The following is a 19,889-nucleotide window of genomic DNA, read 5'->3' on the forward strand; positions in this document are numbered from 1 at the left end:
CCGTGGCGAGCCGTTGGAAACAGATCGGGCATCGCGTGGAATATGCGCTGGCGCGCGCGTTGCTTTATGGGTTTTCCCGCATGGCGCCGCAGACAGCATCCCGCCTCGGCGCGGGAACAGCGAGAATGATCGGGAAGTGGGCCCCCGTATCGCGGATCGCCGACATTAATCTGCGCCTGATCCAGCCCCATCTTTCTGACGCCGAACGCGCCTATGAGGTCGGAAAGAGTTGGGGACATATCGGCGCGACCCTTGCGGAACTTCCGCATTTACCGCGCCTCATAAGAAATGAGGCATCCGGCCCGGGCTGGACGATCGCGGGAGAGGAACATCTCCTCGCCCTCCGTGATCACGATGGCCCGATCATCTTCTTCTCCGGCCATATTGGTAATTGGGAGATGCTGCCCCCCATTGTGGCCTCATATGGCCTCGCTTTTGCACCTTTTTATCGTGAAGCGTCCAACCCCCTCATCAACAGATTGATTGCCGCCCTCCGGCAGAAAGCGGTGGGACAAGCCGTGCCCATGTTCCCGAAAGGGGCGAGAGGGGCGCGCGCCGCGATGGCACATCTTAAAAACCGCGGACGACTCGGCGTGCTGGGTGATCAGAAAATGAATGATGGCATCGCCGCGACCTTATTCGGTGAGGAAGCTATGACGGCCTCCGCAACGGCAAGCTTTGCGCTTAAATATCAATGCATCATCGTGCCGGGCGTCATGAGGCGAGTCGGCCCGGCGCGGCTTCACCTGCGTGTGGAGAAACCTTTTATGCCCGTCGCGACAGGTGAGCGGCAAAAGGACATTGAAAAGCTGACGCAGCAACTGAATGACCAGCTCGAAACCTGGATTCGTGAAGCGCCTGACCAGTGGTTGTTGCTTCATCGGCGCTGGCCCCGCCATTTTTACGCGCGATCTGAAAAACCGCGTGCCTGAGCGGGTTTATGCATGGCTGCCATGCATAAATGAACATTGTAATTTCGCAACATCATGAAAGTGTGATGACACAAAATCGCCTGTTAATGGGTTTTTCGGTTGTTAAACCGCGTTTTAGAGGCTTAGCTGGCAGTATCCTCGGTCAAAAAGGAATGCTGAACAATGCCGCGTCACGCCTCCAGCCCTGATAAAAACGACCTCCCCCCGAGAACAACGTCATCACGCTTCATGCCCGCGTGACCGACCGACACCTGGCCTATCTCGCAAGATGGTTGAAAGCCGGGCAGCGCATGGGGCTCTGCGACGCAGACATCGTCTCGATCGACAGCGCTTCCGGAAAGGGTGTGCAAAGACAGGTTGTTGTCTGGGTGCGTGAGAGCGCTGACCCCGCATATCTCATTGGACCTGCCGGGCTGAAATGGGTGGTGTCAGACGCGATCCGCGACAATGTCATCGGTGAGTATCGGAGTTTTGAGCACGCTCTGGCCGCGATCAGGCCCGTCATCGCGCTGAAGGAAAAACCCGTCAGACGCGCCGAGCCGTTTCTCCTTCAGGGCTGAAAACCGTCACGCACGATTGACCAGTCGCGCATCCCACCTGCCGGGATGATGGCCCCATTCAGGTGGAGGTTGCAATATCCGGCTTTGCTGGCGTTGCCGGTGCTTCGTCAAAACGACGTGGCGCGGGGAAAGCCATTTTGAAACCGCCCATCGGCAAAATCTCAAACACGGCCAGGCCGCGCCGAACCGTACCATCCGGCTTGAGGGCAAAAATGCCGTCTACCCCTGCAAAGCCTGTTGCGCGCGTCAGGGAAGCCGCACCCATCACGCCCCCCTCCCGCATCATCGCACCTGCGAGGGCTGCGCTGTCATAGGCGACATCGGCAAGAATTGAGGGCTCGACGCCGTAGCGCGCCCGATATTTTGCAACGAAGCCGCGACGGAAACTCGGATCAGGCGCTGCAAACCATGCCCCACCCAATTTCCCCAGCTTGGCGGAAAAACTCCGCCATAAGGCTGGCCCCATCAGGCGCAGCTTCTTCAGATCCGCATCGCTGGAGGCGAGGACATTGATATCCGTTTGAAGGGTCAACCCTGTATCACCGAGGAGGAGGGCATCAAATCCTTCCTCATCCGGCACCTTCCCGGACGCATCTGCCAGCTTCCCGGCATCATCCGCGGTGCTAACGCCTGTCGGGTCGATCGCGTCAGGTTCCGAATCGGTAGACTTCGCGGCCACCTCCATGGCTTTCGGCGCGTCCGCCTTATGAGGCGCCATTTTGAGCAGATCACCCAGCCTGGTCTTGATATCCGCCTCCGTGCCGTCATGGAAAATGAGGGTCGGGGCCGCAAGGCCGCCCGTGGCACAGGCCCGTGTCAAGGCATCTCCAAGCGCATGTCCAAGCGCTGAATCAGGCAGAAAAGCCGCGAACTTTGAGCGTTTCTCGCGTTTCTGAGCCGCGTCCACCAATTGCGCCACCTGCTGCGCCGGCGTCACGCCCATCACCCACATCGTAGGTCGGGAGACATTGTCATTGCTTGTAAAGGCCAGGGTCGGCGTCATCGCCCCCTCACGCAACGACTCCACGCGTTCAACGTGCGAGGCGCGTAAGGGGCCGAGTTGAAGCTTCTGACCCCGATCAAGCGCTGCATGCGCGACATCATCGGATTCGGAGAGGACCGATTCGTCCTCAATCGCCAAACCCTGGCTTGTCGCGCCGGGGAGAGCAAGCCGGGCCGCATTGGCCATCTGGGTGCCGATACGCTGGTCCCGCCCACTTAAAGGCGCGAACATGACGATATCTGCCGGCGGCTTCTTCTGCGCCATAAAGCCCGCACCACCCTGCATGTAGGGCCCTTCACCGCCACGACCGCCGCACGCTGTAAGAATGAGGGCGAGGCCCGTCATGCTGGCAGCGCTCTTGCATAAGCGCAGCAAAACACGCGAAGAGAGACTGATCGCAGGTTGAGTGTGATCTGGAGTCCGCATTGTCATCGTCTTCAAAGAAATCCCCCGGTATATCGCGCAGCGTTATGACGCCTTCCGATGGCGGCACTGTATCAACAAGCGCGCAACATCCCAATGGGTGTTTATCGCTTGTCGCGACGCCAATCGGCAATCTCGCCGACATGACGCTTCGCGCCGTGGAAACATTAAGGATAGCGGAGCTGATCCTGTGTGAAGACACGCGCGTCACCGCAAAACTCCTCAGAGCGCACGGCGTTGCACAGAAAACGCAAAGTTTTAACGATTTCAACGAATCGCGTCGCATCCCATCACTGATTGAAAAGCTCAAAGGCGGCGCGCATATCGCGTTGGTTTCCGATGCGGGCACGCCGCTTCTCTCTGATCCGGGCTTTCGACTGACGCGGCAGGCCATTGCTGAAAATATCCGCATTGAGGCCATACCCGGTCCGCACGCCGCCAGCATGGCGCTGACCCTCTCCGGCTTCCCGCCCCTGCCTTACAGCGTTTACGGCTTTCTCCCGCCGAAAGACGGCCCGCGTCGCCGCGCCCTGGCGCAGATCAACGCGTTGGAGCAACAGGGCTATCAGGCGACGTTGATCTGGTATGAAGCCCCGCATCGCCTTTGCGACACCTTAATGTGTATGCGGGACGTCTTCGGGGGCGAGAGATGGGGGCCGTCTCCCGTGAGATGACGAAGAAATTTGAGGAAACGCGACGCGGGACCTTATCGGCGCTGATCGCGCATTTTGAAGCCCACCCACCGCGCGGCGAGATTACCATCGTATTAGCGCCTGCGGAAAAATCCGCACCTGCGACGGAACAGCTTGAAACGCTTCTCAAAACGGCTTTGGAGACTCATTCTGTCAAAGATGCCGCCGCGGCAATTGCAGCGCAGTTGGACCTTCCCAAACGCGATGTCTACCGCCTCGCCCTGACGCTCGGAAAAGCGTCCGATCAGTCCGATGATTGAGGGAGATTAAATAATTTTGCGGGCATCAGGACATTGAACTGCGTGTCAGAGAGTGTCACCTGCGTCGTTTGACCCTGCGCATCAACGACCCGCCATCCACGCAGGATGAGCGGTGATTTCTGAACGTCCAAAGTCAGGCTACCCTCTGCCGCCTTCCCTTTTTGGACAATCGTCAGGTGGATATTGCGCCCATCCTCCTGAAAACCGGTTACGGAAACCGAACCTGAGAATGCGACCTTGCTTTGCAGGAGCAGATTGAGCGGCGTGCTCTCGAGAGGCAGAGAGGTGACCTGCTCCAGCTCCTTATCCTGATAGACGAGCTTGCCATGGTTCGCGACGATGAGGAGCGTCTCCGGACGTTCGAACGCGAAGCGCATTTTGCCGGGACGATCAAGCCACACTGTACCCTGAGAGACGGTGCCATCCGGAGCGAGTTGTTCAAAATGAGACCGGGATGATTGGATGGATTGGACGGTCTCCGCGATACGCGCCACCCAACCTTTCTGCGTGGGCAGAAGCGTCATTCCTTCATCAGCCCAGGCATGAGGAATCAGGAAGGCGCTGCATAACGCGGCCCATGCGAAGAGTTTTGCTTTCACCATCGTCACTTTCTCCCTCACGCCGCTCAACCCTGTCCTTTAGACGCGTGCCTCATCGAAAATCCGTCGCACATCGCCCGCCCATGCGCCGTGATAGCGCGCCAGCCATTTCTCAGCCTGAGTTGGGCCGCCATCAGCGATCTCCATCAGAGGCTGGAGATAGATTTCCTCCCCGAAGTGACGGGCCTTCAAACCGGCTTCCGCCATAGAGAGCACGTTGCGGGCGAGATTGCGCAAACCACCGGGAAAAGACGCATTCATCGCGCTTTTCGGCACGGCCGCCCGTAATTCCGCATAGGTGCGCCAATCATGTTGGCGAACCAATTTCTCCGCCTCCCGTAAAATATCGGGATGATAAAGCAGCCCGGCCCATAAGGCGGATTGGGCCAGCATCATTTCCGGCGTGCCGGCATCGGCGCCGCGCATCTCCAGAAACTGCTTCAGGCGCACATCCGGAAACGCCGTGGTGATGTGATCCTCAAAATCCCCGATGGATGGCGCATAATTTGCAAGGCGCGGGTCAGGGCGCCCAGCCAGCCATTCCCGAAAGGAGGCGCCGGTAACGTCAATAATATCCCCGTCACGCATGATGAAATACATCGGGATATCCAATATCCAATCGACATATTTCTCAAAGCCGAACTGATCATCAAAAAATGCCATGGGCATGCCGCTGCGCACATTATCCGTGTCCGTCCAGACGAGGGCGCGGTTGCTGAGATAGTCATTGGGCCGCCCTTCCACGAAGGGCGAATTGGCGAAAAGTGCAGTCGCGAGAGGCTGCAAGGCCAGTGAGACCCGCATCTTCCGCGCCATATCCTCCTCAGAGCCGAAATCAAGATTGACCTGGACGGTGCAGGTGCGCGTCATCATATCCAAGCCGCGCGTGCCGACTTTCGGCATATATTGCCGCATGATGGCGTAACGGCTCTTTGGCATGAACATCATCTCATCCCGCTTCAAGGTGGGATGAAATCCGAGAGGCGCAAACCCGAGACCCAGCGCTTCAGCGGGGGCGCGGATCATCTCGAAATGACGTTGCATTTCGGCCCGGGTGTCATGAAGCGTTTCCAGCGGTGCACCGGAAAGTTCAAATTGCCCGGCAGGTTCGATCGACAGGGAGGCCCCGTCGGAGGCGCCCTGACCTTTCATGCCGATCACGGCGCCACGATCCTCAATCGGTGTCCACTCCGCGCCATCCGCGTCGATGGCAGAGAAAAGCGCCTCAATGCCTTTCGGGCGATAAGCTGGCTGGGCGTAGGGCGCGCGGCCATCCTGCGCGTCGGGGAGGACGAAACCGAATTTTTCATGCTCCGTGCCGATACGCCAGGATGATCGCGGCTTTATACCGCGCGCCAGAACGTCATAAAGCTGCTTGGAGGACGTAATGGGCGTTGCGTCATGATCACCAGGGTTCGACATCGTTAACAGTAAAACTCCGCAAGGTCGGTCATGGAATGTTCAGTTGTCATATAAAAGGAAGCCCTCAGGCATTTTGCGCCACAATGGACAATGCGGAAAGCCCCGCTATTGCCGCCGTATCTGCGCGTAACACCGTCTCACCCAGCGAAATGGCGCAAACATCATTAAGATTTTTCAATTCTGACACCTCTCTATCGGAAAATCCACCCTCCGGGCCGACGAGAAAAACGTAGGAAGGGAGAATCCGGGTCGGGAAAGGCGCGTTGCTGCGTTCCAACCCGACGACAACCGGCATGCCCGCCGGTCGGGATTGCAGGAAGGACGTAAGCGGCGTGATGGGCGCGATCTCAGGGATGTCGAGGCGCTCACATTGCTCCACGGCCTCGATTGCGATGGCGCTTAGCCGGGACAGATTCGCACGATGGGTGTTTGTGCGCTCCGTCACGAGGGGGATGAAATGCCGGACACCCAGTTCCGTGCCCATGCGGATCACCAGATCCGTCGCATCACGTTTCAAAAGCGCGAAAGCGAGCGTCGCGCCATGTGTCTCGCCCGCCATCAGGCCGGGGCGCAGACAGGATGAAAGCACGATGCGGCACTCCCCACGGCGTATCACATTGATCTCTGCTGACCATTCACCGTCACCTGCATTGAAAATCCGCACCTCATCTCCGGAAGTCAGCCGCATCACTGTGCCAAGATAATGCGCCTGCGCGGGGTCAAGGCGCTCCTCAAGCCCTGGCGAGAAACTCTTTTCCGATTGGGGGACGAAAACTCTTGGACTATCCTTCATGCAATCTTCCCTGTGACGTGGCCTCAGCAGCGTATAGAGGCAGGGATGATATAGGTGGAGCAAAAGGTGAATTCAGCCCCTCAATTTCATACAGATGTCGTGACCCAGGGTTGGGTGCGGTATTTCCCCCGTCCTGTCCGCCCCTACCTTCTTCTGGCGCGGCTTGATCGCCCGGTGGGCACATGGCTGCTGTTTCTGCCGGGCTTCTGGGGCATCCTAGTGGCGCGCCCTATCATGGATGGGACCAGTCTCCGCCTGATCCTGCTTTTCGCATTTGGCGCGTTGGTCATGCGTTCGGCAGGGTGTGTCGTGAATGATTTGTGGGATCGGAAAATTGATGCCCAGGTCGCACGCACAGCGGTGAGACCCCTCGCCAGTGGGCATATGCGGGTCAGACACGCGCTTCTATTTCTGGCTGTGTTATTGGCTTTGGGCTGTGCTGTGCTGGCGCAATTGCCCGTGCTCTGCTGGTATCTTGCGCCGATCGCGCTCCTGCTCGTGGCTTTTTACCCTGCGGCGAAGCGCGTCACATGGTGGCCCCAACTGGTCATGGGATTTACGTTCGGCTTTGGCGCCCCGATGGGATATGCCGCCGCGGCCGGGCGGCTCGATATGACCGCCTTCTGCCTCTATGCTGGCACGATTCTGTGGCAGCTCGGCTTTGATACGATTTACGGCTTTCAAGATATTGAGGATGATGCCCGGATCGGCGTTAAATCGACCTCACTTTTATGGCGTGGAAGGGCGAAAATTTTCGTCGCAGTCTGTTATGCTCTCGCGACATTATTCTTTGCAGTTAGCGCCTTCAAGGCGTCGCTTGGGGGGCTTTTCTGGCTTTGCGGCGCAATGTCGACGTTGATCCTTATATATCAGGTTGTGACCCTACGCCCGAACGATCCGCCACATTGCCTTAAATTATTTAAAAGCAATGTCTTATATGGTTTGGTTCTTGCAACTTCTCTTTTGCTCGGTCGCATCATTTAACGACCCGCGTGGGAGCGCTGCCTCAGGCGCTCCGCGTCCGCTCCCCCAATGAGATCAGATATTCCCGGCCGAGACTGAGGATCGATCCCGCGAAGGCGATAACGGAGGCTGCCAACAGACATATCGTCGTTTCATGTCCGCTGAGGCGGAAGATGGCCGCAACGCATAACGCCCCCATTGTCTGCCCTCCCAGCCGCTCAACGGATACGAGCCCCGAGGCGCCGCCCTCCCGCCCTTGCGGCGTGGCGACCATGAGGACACGGTTATTCGGTGGATGAAACAGCCCGAACCCGCATCCGCCGATGGCAACACGCCAGGCGATCGAGAAATTCGAGGCTGATTCTGGCAGGAGCCATAGCAGGAGAAATGCTGACCCCATCAGGAAGAGGCCAAAGGCACATATCTGAGCCGCGGGTAGACGGTCCGTCCATTTGCCAATCACAAAAGACATTATGCTGATGGAAAGCGCCCAGGGCGTGATCAACAACCCCACCTCTGATGGCGATCGATTAAATACAGCTTCCAACGTGAATGGCAGCGCGATGATGAAAAGATTGGAAGCGATATAGACCAGATTACCGCAGATAAAAGCGACGAAAATCCTCGGTATAGGCAAAATATCCGTCGGCACGATTCGAAATTGCGAGAACTTCTCCCGTCGGACCAGCATGACCCCACATATCAATCCGAGCGCGGTGAGGCCCATGGCGGAAATCCCGCCACCATGCACGAGCGCATCCAACCCGATAACCGTCAATGTCAGGGCCAATGCGCTCAGCGCGATCGCCTTCAAATCGAGCCTCTGTTCGGAAAGAGGTGTCTTCGGGAGGGAAGTCAGCGCGAGTGTCAGCGCGATCAGGTCGAGTGGTAGGTTGATCAGATAGATCCATCGCCAGGAAGCAAGCGCAAGAACAGCCGACCCGATGGACGGCCCGCACGCCACACCCAGCCCAAGCGCGAAGCTGTTGAGGGCGATGCCTTTACCAATTGTATGCTGAGGATAGATAAAGCGTATGAGCGCGAGATTGACACCCATAATGCACGCGCTACCCGCCCCCTGCAGGGCCCGCGCCAACGTCAATGTCAGGAGAGAACTGGTAAACGCAGCCAGGGTGGACGCCACCAGAAACAGCGTGATCCCGATACAGCACATACGTGCATATCCGACACGAGACCCGAGCGCTGAGACAGGGAACAACAAGGCCAATGCCGCAAGCTGATAGACGTTGATCGCCCAGATGGATTGGGACGAGGTGACGTGAAGCTCTCTGGCAATTGTCGGGAGGGCCACGTTTGTGACCGCGTAATCCAGAACCGATATGAAAACTGCGAGGACGACAGCGAACATCGCACGATAACGGACGCCTCGCGGCAGGCCGTATCGCGCCGCCGCGCCCTCAACCGACATGAAGCGGCCGCTCCAAACTGAAATGTCGTTGGTAGAGGGCGACGCTTTGACTCATTCCCCACAGGAAGAGGGTGGCATCGAAGCGCGGCGCGCCGTCCCGCAGGAACGCATGTTGCCCGTCAACTTCATGCCAGGAGAGGCGCAGCCTGGCTTTTTCAAGCTGATCCCGGATGAGTCGTCGCCCATCATAAGGGACATGAGGGTCATGCAATCCCCAGACCATCATGACTTCACCTTTGATCTCCGCAGCACGTCGGAGCGAATCATCCGAACGCCCGGCCCCCAGAGTCGCCGTGTGCAGATCTGTTGCGTAAAAGCAGACAGAAGCTTCAATCGCAGGGTTCAGCGCCGCGCGGAAAGATAAGTGCCCCCCAAGACACACGCCGAACGCGCCGAAACGCCCATTACACTGCGCATCCTCACGAAGCACCGAGATCAGTGCTGCCAGATCACTGTCATGTTGCGCGACCGGCTTTTCATATTTCAGCTCATTACCACGATCCGTCCCTGCCTGGTCGTATGACAGGACGGTGCCCGGGGCTTCATATTCGTGGTAAACTTCGGGAACAGCGACAATCATGCCATGTCCGGCGATCATCGCGGCCAGGCGCTCAATCGGCGCTGTCATCTGATAGATTTCGGAATAAAGAATGATGGCGGGATAACTTCCCTCACGCGCGGGGCGAAATAAATGCGTGCGCATTTTCCCGGATGGCGTGTCGATATCCACCGCTTCAGTTGGTTTGATCAGCATGTGGATTCTCCTGTCACAGTGTTTGACTGGCCCTCAGGAGATCATACATCCATTTAGATGTCACTTACGCAAGCTATCGATAAAGTGATCGACAGTTAAGTTACAATGTTGTTGCAGACGCAACAATGCATAACGTCTTCACGACCCTTAAAATACGAGCTGTGCCCCAAAGTTATTGAGGATTATTGTCCATCTCGAGCATAAGGATTTTTTGTACCACGTGTCTGAAGTCGAATTGGCACACCGGGCAGGTAAAACGCCTCCCGTAAACCATTGACGAGGTAGCGTCGATAAGCTTCCGGCACTTGCTCAGCCCGCGTGCCGAAGAGGATGAAAGTCGGCGGCCGCGCTTTAGCCTGCGTCATGTAACGAAGCTTAAGCCTGCGCCCATCGACCAGAGGGGGCGCGTGACGCTCAAGCGCGCCTTCAAACCAGCGATTCAGTTCACCGGTTGAAACGCGGCAATTCCATATGTCATGGACCTGTCGCACGGCAGGCATGAGCTTGTTGATCCCCGCACCTGTCAGGGCTGAAAAGGTGATAACGGGGATGCCCTTCATCTGCGCCAAAGAGATTTCCAACCGGTCCGAGACGGCTTTCATGGTGGCGGCACGATCGGCGACCGCATCCCATTTATTGAGGGCGATGACGCAGGCGCGCCCCTCACGCTCAATCAGTCGGGCAATTTGCAGATCCTGCTCATGCACGCCAAGCAGGGCATCAATGACGAGCACGACCACTTCAGCCATCTTGAGGGCTTCAAGACTGGCGGAGACGGAAATGCGTTCCAGCTTTTCCTCGACACGGGCCTTTTTACGCATCCCCGCCGTATCGACGAGCTGAACTTCGCCTTTCTGATCCCGAAATTGCACCGAAATCGAATCGCGCGTCAGGCCAGGCTCCGGCCCGGTAATCATCCTCTCAGCACCGAGAAGGGCATTGACCAGAGTCGACTTGCCGGCATTGGGCCGACCGACAATCGCCAGATGTAAGGGGCCGGTATTGATGGGCGCCTCAACCTCATCGTCCGAGGCGTCTGAAGCGTCCGTATCTCGTACTGGCGCACCAGCTTCATCCAGCGCATCTTTTTCGTCGCCCTTCAGCCGGTCCGCAATTTCCCGCATCAAATGGGAGAGCCCCTCGCCATGCTCGGCTGACACAGCAAGAGGCGTCCCCAGACCCAAGGCAAAGGATTCATAGACTTCCGTCTGCGCTGCGCTTCCTTCCGCCTTATTGGCGATGAGGAGGACAGGCCGGTTCTGACGGCGTAGAAATTGCGCGAAATGACGGTCCGCCGGTGTGACGCCCGCCCGCGCATCGATACAAAAGAGAATGAGATCCGCCTGGCCGATCGCCGTTTCAGATGAAGCGCGCATACGCCCGAAAACCGTGTCCGGCGCGGCTTCCTCCAACCCTGCCGTGTCCACGATGCGGATGAGACGCCCGCCTAAACGGGCTTCCCCCTCCTTATAGTCGCGCGTCACACCCGGCATGTCCGAGACGATGGCTTGTCGACGACCGACAAGGCGATTGAAGAGTGTTGATTTGCCGACATTGGGTCGCCCCGCAATAACGACGCAGGGAGTCTGCCCAGATTGCATGATCTTTATCCGTAAGCGTTCAAATTTCCGTCTACGGAGAGTACGAGAAGCTTTCCGTCGCAGATAATGGGTTCAATAAGAGTTGGGCTGGATGTTTTCGTGACAGAGAGGATCTTGCCCGTGCCCGCATCAACGACGGCCATGCCTGCATCTTTAAAGGATGAGACACAGACGAGCTTTCCGTCCGCCATAATCGGCCCGAACCAGGTGATCGCGTCTTTGTCTTTCACCTCATTTTGGAAGCGCCGCAAATTCTGTGACCAACGCACATGCCCGGATTGTCGGTCAAGACAGGCAATCTGTTGGTCTGAGGAGATGATATAAAGCCAGTCATCAACAATGAGCGGTGTATTCTGTCCGCTGACCTCCCTCTCCCACAATCGACGCCCGGAGCGCATGTCAATGGCCACGAGCACTTTTGAAAGGCTGACAGCATAGACTGTCTGATGGGTGATCACGGGCGCACCGCGGACACAGGCAAGGTCAAGGATCGCGCCTTGCCCGTTGGAGCCGCCAAGACTGTCACTCCAGACCAGCTCGCCGGATTCCGCCCGCAGGGCGACGAGGTCACCACTGCCGAAACCCGCGACGATAATCCCATTGACAATCGCCGGGGCGGGTTGGCCGAACATCACGGTTTCAGCCGGCGTGGCCTGATAGCTCCAGAGCTGCCGACCCGTCTGCGCATCAAGCGCGAAAAGACGCTCATCAATCGTGCCGAAGAACACGCGGCCATCCATGATAGTCGGGCTGGAGCGCCCGGGCACGCCGAGATCGCTGCGCCATTTCTCAGTGCCTGACGCCGCGTCGAGGGCAATGACCTGCCCGACCCCATCTACAATATAGAGCACGCCATCAGCGATGCCGAGGCCACCGCCAATATCGGTCGAGCGGGATTTGCGGCCCTTCGGAACAAAGCGCCATTTAAACATCATGCCAGGCCATGCCCAAGCGCGGACGGTGCCGATCGCGTCACGCGTGTAGATCATCCCCCCGGCAATCATGGGCGGTGACTGTATGGCCCCGCGCCCGTTCGGGCCGAGGGCGGCAAAATGCAGAAATGCCGGTTCTGAGATACCCGCCCCGATGGAACGGGACCAGGCAAGATGGTCGCTGGCCCATTGTGCGTTAACCGCCTCATGGGAGGGGATGCGATGGGCCTGCGCCCATGAGGAAATATTTTCGGAAGGGGGCAGATTGATGGGCGTGTGATCCGACTTGTCAACCACCAGCCCGGCACCACCCGACAGCACATCAACACGATGGCCCGGTATAGGCGGCTTCGGTTTGTCACGGAAAAGCCCGCACCCTGTCAACAAGGCGGTCGATGCCGTCAACCCGCCAAAAAACGCACGCCTTGAGGATTTCAACGCAGAATGATGGGGGAGATCAGTCATTGAAGCCCGCTTTCAGGATGGTTGACATGGTGGCGGCACGCTGCCGGATGCTGTTTGGCACTTCAGGGTTGCCGGCAAGCGCCCTGGCGAGGTGGCGGGCCTCAAGCCGACGCTTTTCATCCAGATGGGACGCCATATCTGTCGATAGAAGCCCCTCTTCCGCATAGGGCTTCCAGGGGCCGCCATCGCGGGCGAGCGCTTCATAACCGGCGCGAATCTCAGTCTCCGGCAGGGCATGCATGGCGGATGCGGCATTGAGGCGGACATAGCGCGCGTAGGCGCGAATGATGGCGGGCGCCGACGTATTATCCGCCAGTTGCTGAAGCGTTGCGGACCCGGCTTTGAAGTCGCCCTGTTGAATCTGCGCTTTCGCCATCTGGATGGCCGCATCGTAGCGGATCTGGCCCGGCGCCTTCTTCGTCAGCGCGGCGAGATCAGCGATCGCCTTTTTGACATCCTGATCCGAGTCGGATTCCAGCAATGTCAGGGAAGCGGCGTAAAAAATCGCGGAGGCCTGCGCAGCATCGCGCTTCAGCGCATGACGGTGCCACTGCCACACACCCAACCCGACGAGGGCGAGAAGCAGGACGGAAATACATAATGCCGCGTGACGCCGCGCCATGGCGAGGGCCGTCTCGGCACGCATCTCGGATCGGACCTGTTTAAGGAGTTCTTCTGACACGTTGTCCCTTTCCTGCGCGCGCTTGAGATGGGTGGAGAAATCACCCATCAATCCAACAAGGTGACGATAAACGCCTTATATGCCGACCTGCCGCCTTGTGCGTCAAATTGCGACGCGTCAGCAAGCCTTAACGTACGACTCACTCACCCACTTTTCTTCAATTTGGCGGAAGCTTTGTTGAAGGACGCCGCCATATCCGCGAAATCCTTGGAAATGCGGTTGTGGATTGCCATGCCCTGATCATGGATGGCGGCAATCTGCTTGCGGGCATCCGTGCTGATGGCTTCCTCAGCAATACGCGCCTGTTTGATGACGCAATCATCATATTTCCGGGCGTCTTTCTGATAACTTTGAAACTTATCCACCGCCTCATTAAAATGCGCGACCGTGTCGAGTTTCAGATCGGGTTCAACTGGCGCTGTCCCGCATTTATCGAAAGGGCCCGCGGCCGCTTGGAGCGGTGAAGCGCTCATCCCCGCCGCGAAGGTCATGATGATGACGGCCCACTGCCATTTTGAACGCATAATTCCCCCTGATACAAACGCTAACCGCAAATCTGTCACGGCAGAAAATGCACGAGTCGCCCTTTCGGACCTTCGCGGATCTCATCATCCTGCATGACGACATGGCCGCGCACAATCGTCGCTGTGGGCCAGCCTGTCACCGTAACACCGTCAAAGGGCGACCAGCCGACCGGCGTGGCAATCCAGTCATTTGTGATCGTGCGCTTCCTGCGCATATCAACCAGTGAGAAATCCGCGTCATAACCAACAGCGATACGGCCTTTATCCGGAACGCCATAGACGCGCGCAGGGCCGGATGACATGACATCCGTCAAACGCGATAGTGACAGCCGCCCGGCATTGACGTGGTCAAGCATGAGCGGGAGGATGGTCTGCACACCGGTCAGCCCGCTGGCACATTGCAGCCAGGGGCGGCATTTTGCCTCAAGCGAATGTGGTGCATGGTCGGATGAGACGACATCAACCCGCCCATCCCGCACGGCTTCCCACGACGCATCATGATGCTGCTTGTCACGGATCGGCGGATTCATGACGGCGAGGCCACCCAGACGCTCATAACATTCAGGCGCATATTGCGTCAGATGATTGACGAGCACTTCAACCGTCGCCACATCCCGATGCTCTTTGAGGTAAGCGAGTTCCTCAGAAGTCGATGTATGCAGGATATGGACCGGACGCCCGGTCTTGCGGGAAAGCGCAACGATGCGGCGCGTCCCGCGAAAGGCGGTCTCTGCGTCGCGCCAATGCATGTGATTGACGTAATCCTGCCCGACCTCAAATTGGGGTCGTCTCTCCTGCAACCGATATTCATCTTCAGAATGAAACGCCACGCGGCGGTGCCCGCTGCGCAAAACCGCCTCGATCCCCGCATCATCTTCAATCATCAGATCGCCCGTGGAGGACCCTGCAAAAACTTTAATGGCGCAGACGCCCGATTCAAGCTCCAATCTGGCGAGTTCGGGGGTATTTTCACGCGTGGCGCCGACATATTGGCCCATATCGACGAAGCTTTTCTCCGCGATTGTCCTGCGCTTGGCGGCCAAAGCTGCGGAAGAGGTGATGGGGGGCGCCGTGTTGGGCATGTCCAGCACCGTCGTGATACCCCCTAAAGCAGCGGCCTTCGTGCCCGTCGCAACGGATTCAACCTCAGGGTCACCCGGGTCTCGAAGATGCACATGGGCGTCAATCATCCCCGGCAGAACATGCAGCCCTTTTGCGTCAATGACGTGATCCGCCGTGTCCCCCGCCGCAACGGACAAGCTCTCGATCCTGCCATTTTTTATCCCGAGATCTGCCGACGCCTCCCCCCACGCAAAAACGCATATTCCATGTCGGATGATGAGATCATAATGCATAAAAACCCCGGCAGCCCTAACTGGCAAGAACCTCGTCAACATCCCCGTCACAAGGGACGCCCTCTATATGTATTCTATGCCATAGCGCGTAAAACAGCAAAACCCATGCGGCCTTGCGGGCCTTGCGGTCGCCCGTCTTCTGCACGATTGCGCCGATATCGACACCCGGCATGGCGGCTTTGAGGGCCGCCTGCTGATGGAGGAGCGGCCCTAATCGCGCGGCTTGCGCTGCCATCCAGGCCCCGACGGGCACGGTGAAACCCTGTTTCGGCGCAAAAGCATCGGCCTGACTGCATTGCTGGTCAAGCCATTTACGCAACAGATATTTGCCCTGCCCGTGACGCGTCTTGAGGCGGTCGGGCAAACGCCAGGCCAGCCGCGCCAGTTCAACATCCAGTAAAGGCGTCCTGCCTTCCATCCCATGCGCCATCAGGCAGCGATCAAGTTTGATGAGCAGATCATCCGGCAACCAGGTCGCGATATCGAGCCGCTGCGCGGCACGAAAGCGCGTATCACCCGGCGCGGCGGAGAGGTCCGTCTTCCAGGACGTGTCCTTCCATTTCGGTAGCACAGCGCTCATGATCCCGTTACAGCGTGGCGCCCGCCCCCGCGCCACCAGGGGCGACAGGCGCGCCGATAGCGCCCATATCCGCCGAAAAGCTCATCCCCACCCTCCCCGCTAAGGACCACCGTCAGGTCACGCCGCGCCGCGCGGGCGAGGAACCAGGTCGGGATGATGGCGTAATCCGCCACGGGGTCATCCATGCACGCCACGATTTTAGGCAGGTCCTCCCAGAACATCCGCTCCGTTATCGTGATGACCTCATGCGCCGCGCCGCAAGCGGCCGCCATACGGCGCGCGGCCGCGGCTTCATCCACCGGGCCCGTATCGAAGCGCGCTGTCCACGCGACGGGCCGGCGCGAATCAAGCCGCACCATCGCCGCGAGAATGGCGGCACTGTCAACACCCCCGGAGAGGAAGAGCCCGCTGGGCACATCCGCGCGCTGATGCACGGCAACCGAATCCAATAAAATTTTATCAAGCGCCTTAAGCGCCGCTTCCTCCGTCATACCGCGATCAATATCGCCCTCTATGGCAGGCTTGAACTGCCGTGACGTGATCGCGCCATTTTCGACGACTAACGTCTCACCCGGCCGCGCCCGTCTGATCCCGAGGAAAATCGTTTCAGATCCAGCGACAAACTGGGTTTGCAAAAGCTGCGTGACAGCTTCCGGCCGGCACGACGCGGCCGCGTACCCGCCAGCAATCAGGGCCTGCGGCTCAGACGCAAAAGCGATGCCCTGACGTGTCTCGACATAATAGAGGGGTCTGATCCCGAAAGGGTCGCGCGATAAAGCGGCACGATCCACCTCATCCCCTTGATCCACAAAGGCGATGGCGTACATGCCACGCAGCGCATCGACGTGATGGGCACCCAGCCACGGCCACAGATAAAGAGGGGCTTCACAGTCGCTTCCCGTCTTGAAGGCGATGTAAGACAGATCCTGCCGTAATAAGGGATCATTATAGATCTCGCCATTCGCGACCAGCGCCAGGCGATCATGGATAAGAGGCTGCGCACCGCCTTCAAGATCAATAATGGAAAGCCGCGTATGTCGCAGCCCGACCCCGCGTGCCTCAAATGCGCCGCGCCCGTCCGGGCCGCGATGCAGGATTGCGCGCTCCATCCGGTCAAGGGCATCGATGTCGATTTGGGTCCCAGGCCTGGCGAGGAAACCAGCAATGCCGCACATTTAACGAGGCCTCATTTGCTGGAAAAATCGGTCCCATTGCGCAAGGACGGTCAGTGCTGAAAATTCCCGCTCATAACGCTGCCGACCCTTGAAGGCAATTGCATGTGCTTTATCCGAATCATCCAGTAAGTCGTTTATCTTCAACGAAAAATCATGCGGGTTTTCACTTTCCGCCATCAGTCCGTCTTCCGTCCCGCGCAGGATTTCCGCCGGACCCTGAATATCCCCCGCAATGACAGGCCGACCGGCGGACAGGGCCTCAATCACAATATTGCCCAAAGGTTCAATTCGCGAGGAACAGATAAAAATATCGCACGCACGCAGGAAAGGACCTGTGTCTGAAAGCCAGCCCGGCAGATGCACGCGGGACGTCACACCGCATTGCCGCGCCACGTCCTGAAGCGCATCGCGCGCCGGGCCCTCACCGGCGATGACGAGATGGGCGCGCGGGACATCCTGCAGCGCGCGGATCAGAACATCGAAGCCCTTATTCGGATGAAGGCGACCCATCGCAAGCAGGAAAGGCACGTTGGCGGGGATGAAATTGGGCCGCTGCGGGGGACATCGCTGAAATCCTTCGCGAAATTGGGTAGGTAAAAGACCTTGTCCCGCGGCCAGCCTTTCTGCGTCATCCATGTTACAAGCCCGCGCGTATTGCCGATAAGCGCGTCGCAATGGCGGTAGTTTTTGAGGTCATAATAGCCGCCCAGCCGCCCGACAAGCGCCCAGGGACCACGGGGCGTTGCCCTTGCCGCACGGTTCATCCAGGCGACCGCGATGTCAGGCCGGTATGTCGTCAGCTTTTTTTTGAGATGCTGCCGCGTCAGATAAGTCAGGTGCCGGTGGAAGCGCAATTGCGAGAGAGCGACATGTTCCGCCTCAAGCCGTGCCGCGCGCGCGGCATCCGGGCGGATGAAGGCCCTGACCGGGTAACCCTGACGGTGCTGAGCCACGGAAAGGCGCTCAAAAAACAACTCGGCGCCACCTCTCGCGGCGCCGGCCATAATGTGCGCGATACGCGGTAGGGGCGGCGATGTCATCACAATGTTATTGACCGCGCCGGAGCAAATCGCAAGCGACGTCGAAGACTTTGTCAACGGAAATCCCGTCAATCGGTGCCTCACCCTCCGGGCCTTCCGCCTGAATGTAGGTCGCACAGGGGCCGGAAGGCGCATATTCGGAAGCACGAGAGGGGCCGAACAGCCCGATGGTTGGCGTACCCGCTGCCGCAGCCAGATGCATAAGGCCGGAATCATTACCGATAAAGGCGCTGCACCTTTGCAGCATGGCGATCACTTCAGGCAGGGCGCGGTCCCCACCCACATCGACGTGATGGCAGGCAGGTTCAGCAAGAAACGGGGCGGCCCGAGCCTTTTCCTGTGATCCGGGGCCGTAAAAAACCGCGATCCGGTAGCCATCCCGGATGAAACGTTCACAGAGCGCCCTGAAAGATGATGCGGGCCAGATCTTGCCGCACCAATTGGCGGTTGGCGCAATGGCGATCCAGGCCGGACCTTTCGGCAGGCGCGACGCCGCCTTTTCCCGATATTTATCTGTCGTGTGGACTTCCGGCTGGGGTGTCGGGCAGCATTGCAGGAGGGCGCCATGATGATGAAGTCGTAACCCGGCCTTACGCCCACCCCGGGAAATGGAACGCGCTCTGGCGTTAAGAAGATAGCTCATGGCGGAGCCGCGAAGGTCAACAATATGGTCCCATCGCGTCGGGAAGCAGTCCCACCATAATTTCAGCCAGTGGAGGTCGAAACGTTTCTTCTCAAGTCGAATAACGCGGTCAACACCCGGCCAGCAATCAAACAGGCTGGCGGCAACCGGCCCACAGACGATCGTGACATGCGCATCACCATAGCGGTTTTGAAACGCGCGTAACAATCCGGTGGAGATCACGACATCCCCAAGACGGTTACCCGTGATAAACAAAAGTCGTTTCAAAACAAATTCCTCAATCTCGGCGAGAAGCGCAAATCAGGAAACCGGATTTCACGCCGGAAATGAGCTTGCGGCTGGCATTATGTAAATCAAATAAAAACCAATTTTTAGACGCCTGGCCTCACCTTTCCCATAAAGGATTTTTCATACGGGCGATAAAAGCACGATGTGCTTCCTCCGTCGCGGCGTCCGGTTGAGGTATAAGTCGGGCCTGACGGTGACGGTTCCGTTCATATTTCACCACCCGTCCGCCGCCCGTCGTCACGGTCAGGCCCAACCCGCGTTGACGACCCCCATAAGCTCGACATAGACTTCGGCGAGGAGGCGGCAATCCAGTAAGGCGTTGTGGGTTGTGCGCTCGGAAAGATCGATATTATAGCGGCGGCACAAGGCATCAAGATTATTTGGCAATCCGGGGAAACGCTTTTTGGCAATGACCAGCGTATCGACCATGCGCTGACGATCAAGCGGCGGTTTTTTGCATAAAGCCAACTCCGCATTGACGAAGCCGAAATCAAACGGCGCATTATGCGCGATGAGTTTATCCCCCCGATGAAATCGAGAAAACCCTGCGCAATCTCCCCGAATTTTGGCTTTCCGACAAGGTCATCCCGCGTGAAACCGTGGACGCGGGTTGATTCAGGCGGGACATCCCGCTCCGGGTCCACGAGCGTGTGATAGACCTCACCCGTCGGTAGATCATCGATCAGTTCAATGGCGGCGATCTCAATGACGCGGTCCCCCGTCGCGGGGTCAAGCCCTGTTGTCTCCGTATCGAAAAGTACTGATCGCTTCATT

17 protein-coding genes and 3 pseudogenes are annotated in these 19,889 nt (G+C 58.3%); 4 read left to right on the forward strand and 16 right to left on the reverse strand.

The window, feature by feature from the left end:
• Positions 1 to 2 precede the first annotated feature (2 nt).
• Both CGLAMM_RS00565 and CGLAMM_RS00570 read left to right on the forward strand, forming a co-directional pair.
• A complete protein-coding gene (locus CGLAMM_RS00565; RefSeq protein ID WP_394820012.1) occupies positions 3 to 932 on the forward strand; it encodes a lysophospholipid acyltransferase family protein in 930 nt (309 codons plus the stop codon).
• 236 nt (positions 933 to 1,168) lie between these two features.
• Positions 1,169 to 1,492, forward strand: a complete 324-nt coding sequence (locus CGLAMM_RS00570; protein WP_394820013.1) for a hypothetical protein — start codon at positions 1,169 to 1,171, stop codon at positions 1,490 to 1,492.
• A gap of 58 nt (positions 1,493 to 1,550) precedes the next feature.
• On the opposite strand, the gene CGLAMM_RS00575 is transcribed toward CGLAMM_RS00570, so the two are convergent.
• Positions 1,551 to 2,840 (reverse strand): penicillin-binding protein activator, encoded by a 1,290-nt coding sequence (locus CGLAMM_RS00575; protein ID WP_394820014.1) that lies wholly within the window; start codon positions 2,838 to 2,840, stop codon positions 1,551 to 1,553.
• Between the two features lie 125 nt (positions 2,841 to 2,965).
• Between CGLAMM_RS00575 and rsmI the strand changes: the two are divergent.
• Positions 2,966 to 3,870: pseudogene (rsmI, locus tag CGLAMM_RS00580) on the forward strand (16S rRNA (cytidine(1402)-2'-O)-methyltransferase).
• Here rsmI and CGLAMM_RS00585 read toward each other — a convergent pair.
• The 3 genes from CGLAMM_RS00585 to CGLAMM_RS00595 form a co-directional block, all read right to left on the reverse strand.
• Positions 3,855 to 4,472, reverse strand: coding sequence for a LolA family protein (locus CGLAMM_RS00585; RefSeq protein WP_394820016.1), 618 nt, complete (start codon positions 4,470 to 4,472; stop codon positions 3,855 to 3,857). The pseudogene rsmI and the gene CGLAMM_RS00585 sit on opposite strands and share 16 nt — an antisense overlap.
• Before the next feature lie 36 nt (positions 4,473 to 4,508).
• Entirely contained in the window at positions 4,509 to 5,891 is a 1,383-nt protein-coding gene (locus CGLAMM_RS00590) for a glutamate--cysteine ligase (RefSeq protein WP_394820017.1), read from the reverse strand.
• Positions 5,892 to 5,955: 64 nt separating this feature from the next.
• On the reverse strand, positions 5,956 to 6,684 hold the full coding sequence (locus tag CGLAMM_RS00595) for an RsmE family RNA methyltransferase (protein ID WP_394820018.1): 729 nt from the start codon (positions 6,682 to 6,684) through the stop codon (positions 5,956 to 5,958).
• Between the two features lie 66 nt (positions 6,685 to 6,750).
• Between CGLAMM_RS00595 and ubiA the strand changes: the two genes are divergently transcribed.
• Positions 6,751 to 7,668, forward strand: a complete 918-nt coding sequence (gene ubiA / locus CGLAMM_RS00600) for a 4-hydroxybenzoate octaprenyltransferase (RefSeq protein ID WP_418115234.1) — start codon at positions 6,751 to 6,753, stop codon at positions 7,666 to 7,668.
• Between the two features lie 22 nt (positions 7,669 to 7,690).
• Here ubiA and CGLAMM_RS00605 read toward each other — a convergent pair whose 3' ends face one another.
• From CGLAMM_RS00605 to dnaQ, 12 genes and pseudogenes are all read right to left on the reverse strand, one after another.
• Positions 7,691 to 9,076, reverse strand: coding sequence for an MFS transporter (locus CGLAMM_RS00605; protein WP_418115235.1), 1,386 nt, complete (start codon positions 9,074 to 9,076; stop codon positions 7,691 to 7,693).
• On the reverse strand, positions 9,066 to 9,830 hold the full coding sequence (locus tag CGLAMM_RS00610; RefSeq protein WP_394820019.1) for a dienelactone hydrolase family protein: 765 nt from the start codon (positions 9,828 to 9,830) through the stop codon (positions 9,066 to 9,068). The genes CGLAMM_RS00605 and CGLAMM_RS00610 overlap by 11 nt, the downstream gene beginning before the upstream one ends.
• A gap of 182 nt (positions 9,831 to 10,012) precedes the next feature.
• Positions 10,013 to 11,431, reverse strand: coding sequence for a ribosome biogenesis GTPase Der (der, locus tag CGLAMM_RS00615; RefSeq protein WP_394820020.1), 1,419 nt, complete (start codon positions 11,429 to 11,431; stop codon positions 10,013 to 10,015).
• A gap of 5 nt (positions 11,432 to 11,436) precedes the next feature.
• Entirely contained in the window at positions 11,437 to 12,828 is a 1,392-nt protein-coding gene (locus CGLAMM_RS00620; RefSeq protein ID WP_394820021.1) for a PQQ-like beta-propeller repeat protein, read from the reverse strand.
• Entirely contained in the window at positions 12,821 to 13,558 is a 738-nt protein-coding gene (locus CGLAMM_RS00625) for a tetratricopeptide repeat protein (protein WP_418115236.1), read from the reverse strand. The genes CGLAMM_RS00620 and CGLAMM_RS00625 overlap by 8 nt, the downstream gene beginning before the upstream one ends.
• A gap of 95 nt (positions 13,559 to 13,653) precedes the next feature.
• On the reverse strand, positions 13,654 to 14,034 hold the full coding sequence (locus CGLAMM_RS00630; protein ID WP_394820023.1) for a hypothetical protein: 381 nt from the start codon (positions 14,032 to 14,034) through the stop codon (positions 13,654 to 13,656).
• A 35-nt stretch (positions 14,035 to 14,069) separates the two neighbouring features.
• Positions 14,070 to 15,389 (reverse strand): dihydroorotase, encoded by a 1,320-nt coding sequence (locus tag CGLAMM_RS00635; RefSeq protein WP_418115237.1) that lies wholly within the window; start codon positions 15,387 to 15,389, stop codon positions 14,070 to 14,072.
• 16 nt (positions 15,390 to 15,405) lie between these two features.
• Positions 15,406 to 17,144 (reverse strand): annotated as a pseudogene (gene asnB, locus CGLAMM_RS00640) (asparagine synthase (glutamine-hydrolyzing)).
• A complete protein-coding gene (locus CGLAMM_RS00645) occupies positions 17,145 to 17,684 on the reverse strand; it encodes a glycosyltransferase (RefSeq protein WP_418115351.1) in 540 nt (179 codons plus the stop codon). It lies immediately after the preceding pseudogene.
• Positions 17,615 to 18,241, reverse strand: a complete 627-nt coding sequence (locus tag CGLAMM_RS00650; protein ID WP_418115238.1) for a glycosyltransferase family protein — start codon at positions 18,239 to 18,241, stop codon at positions 17,615 to 17,617. Before CGLAMM_RS00650 ends, CGLAMM_RS00645 begins: the two co-directional genes overlap by 70 nt.
• Complete coding sequence (locus tag CGLAMM_RS00655) at positions 18,192 to 19,094, reverse strand: glycosyltransferase family 9 protein (protein ID WP_394820027.1); 903 nt, start codon at positions 19,092 to 19,094, stop codon at positions 18,192 to 18,194. Before CGLAMM_RS00655 ends, CGLAMM_RS00650 begins: the two co-directional genes overlap by 50 nt.
• Positions 19,095 to 19,212: 118 nt before the next feature.
• Positions 19,213 to 19,888: pseudogene (dnaQ, locus tag CGLAMM_RS00660) on the reverse strand (DNA polymerase III subunit epsilon).
• Position 19,889 lies beyond the last annotated feature (1 nt).

This window comes from Sorlinia euscelidii (assembly GCF_036452135.1).
Lineage (GTDB): Bacteria > Pseudomonadota > Alphaproteobacteria > Acetobacterales > Acetobacteraceae > Sorlinia > Sorlinia euscelidii.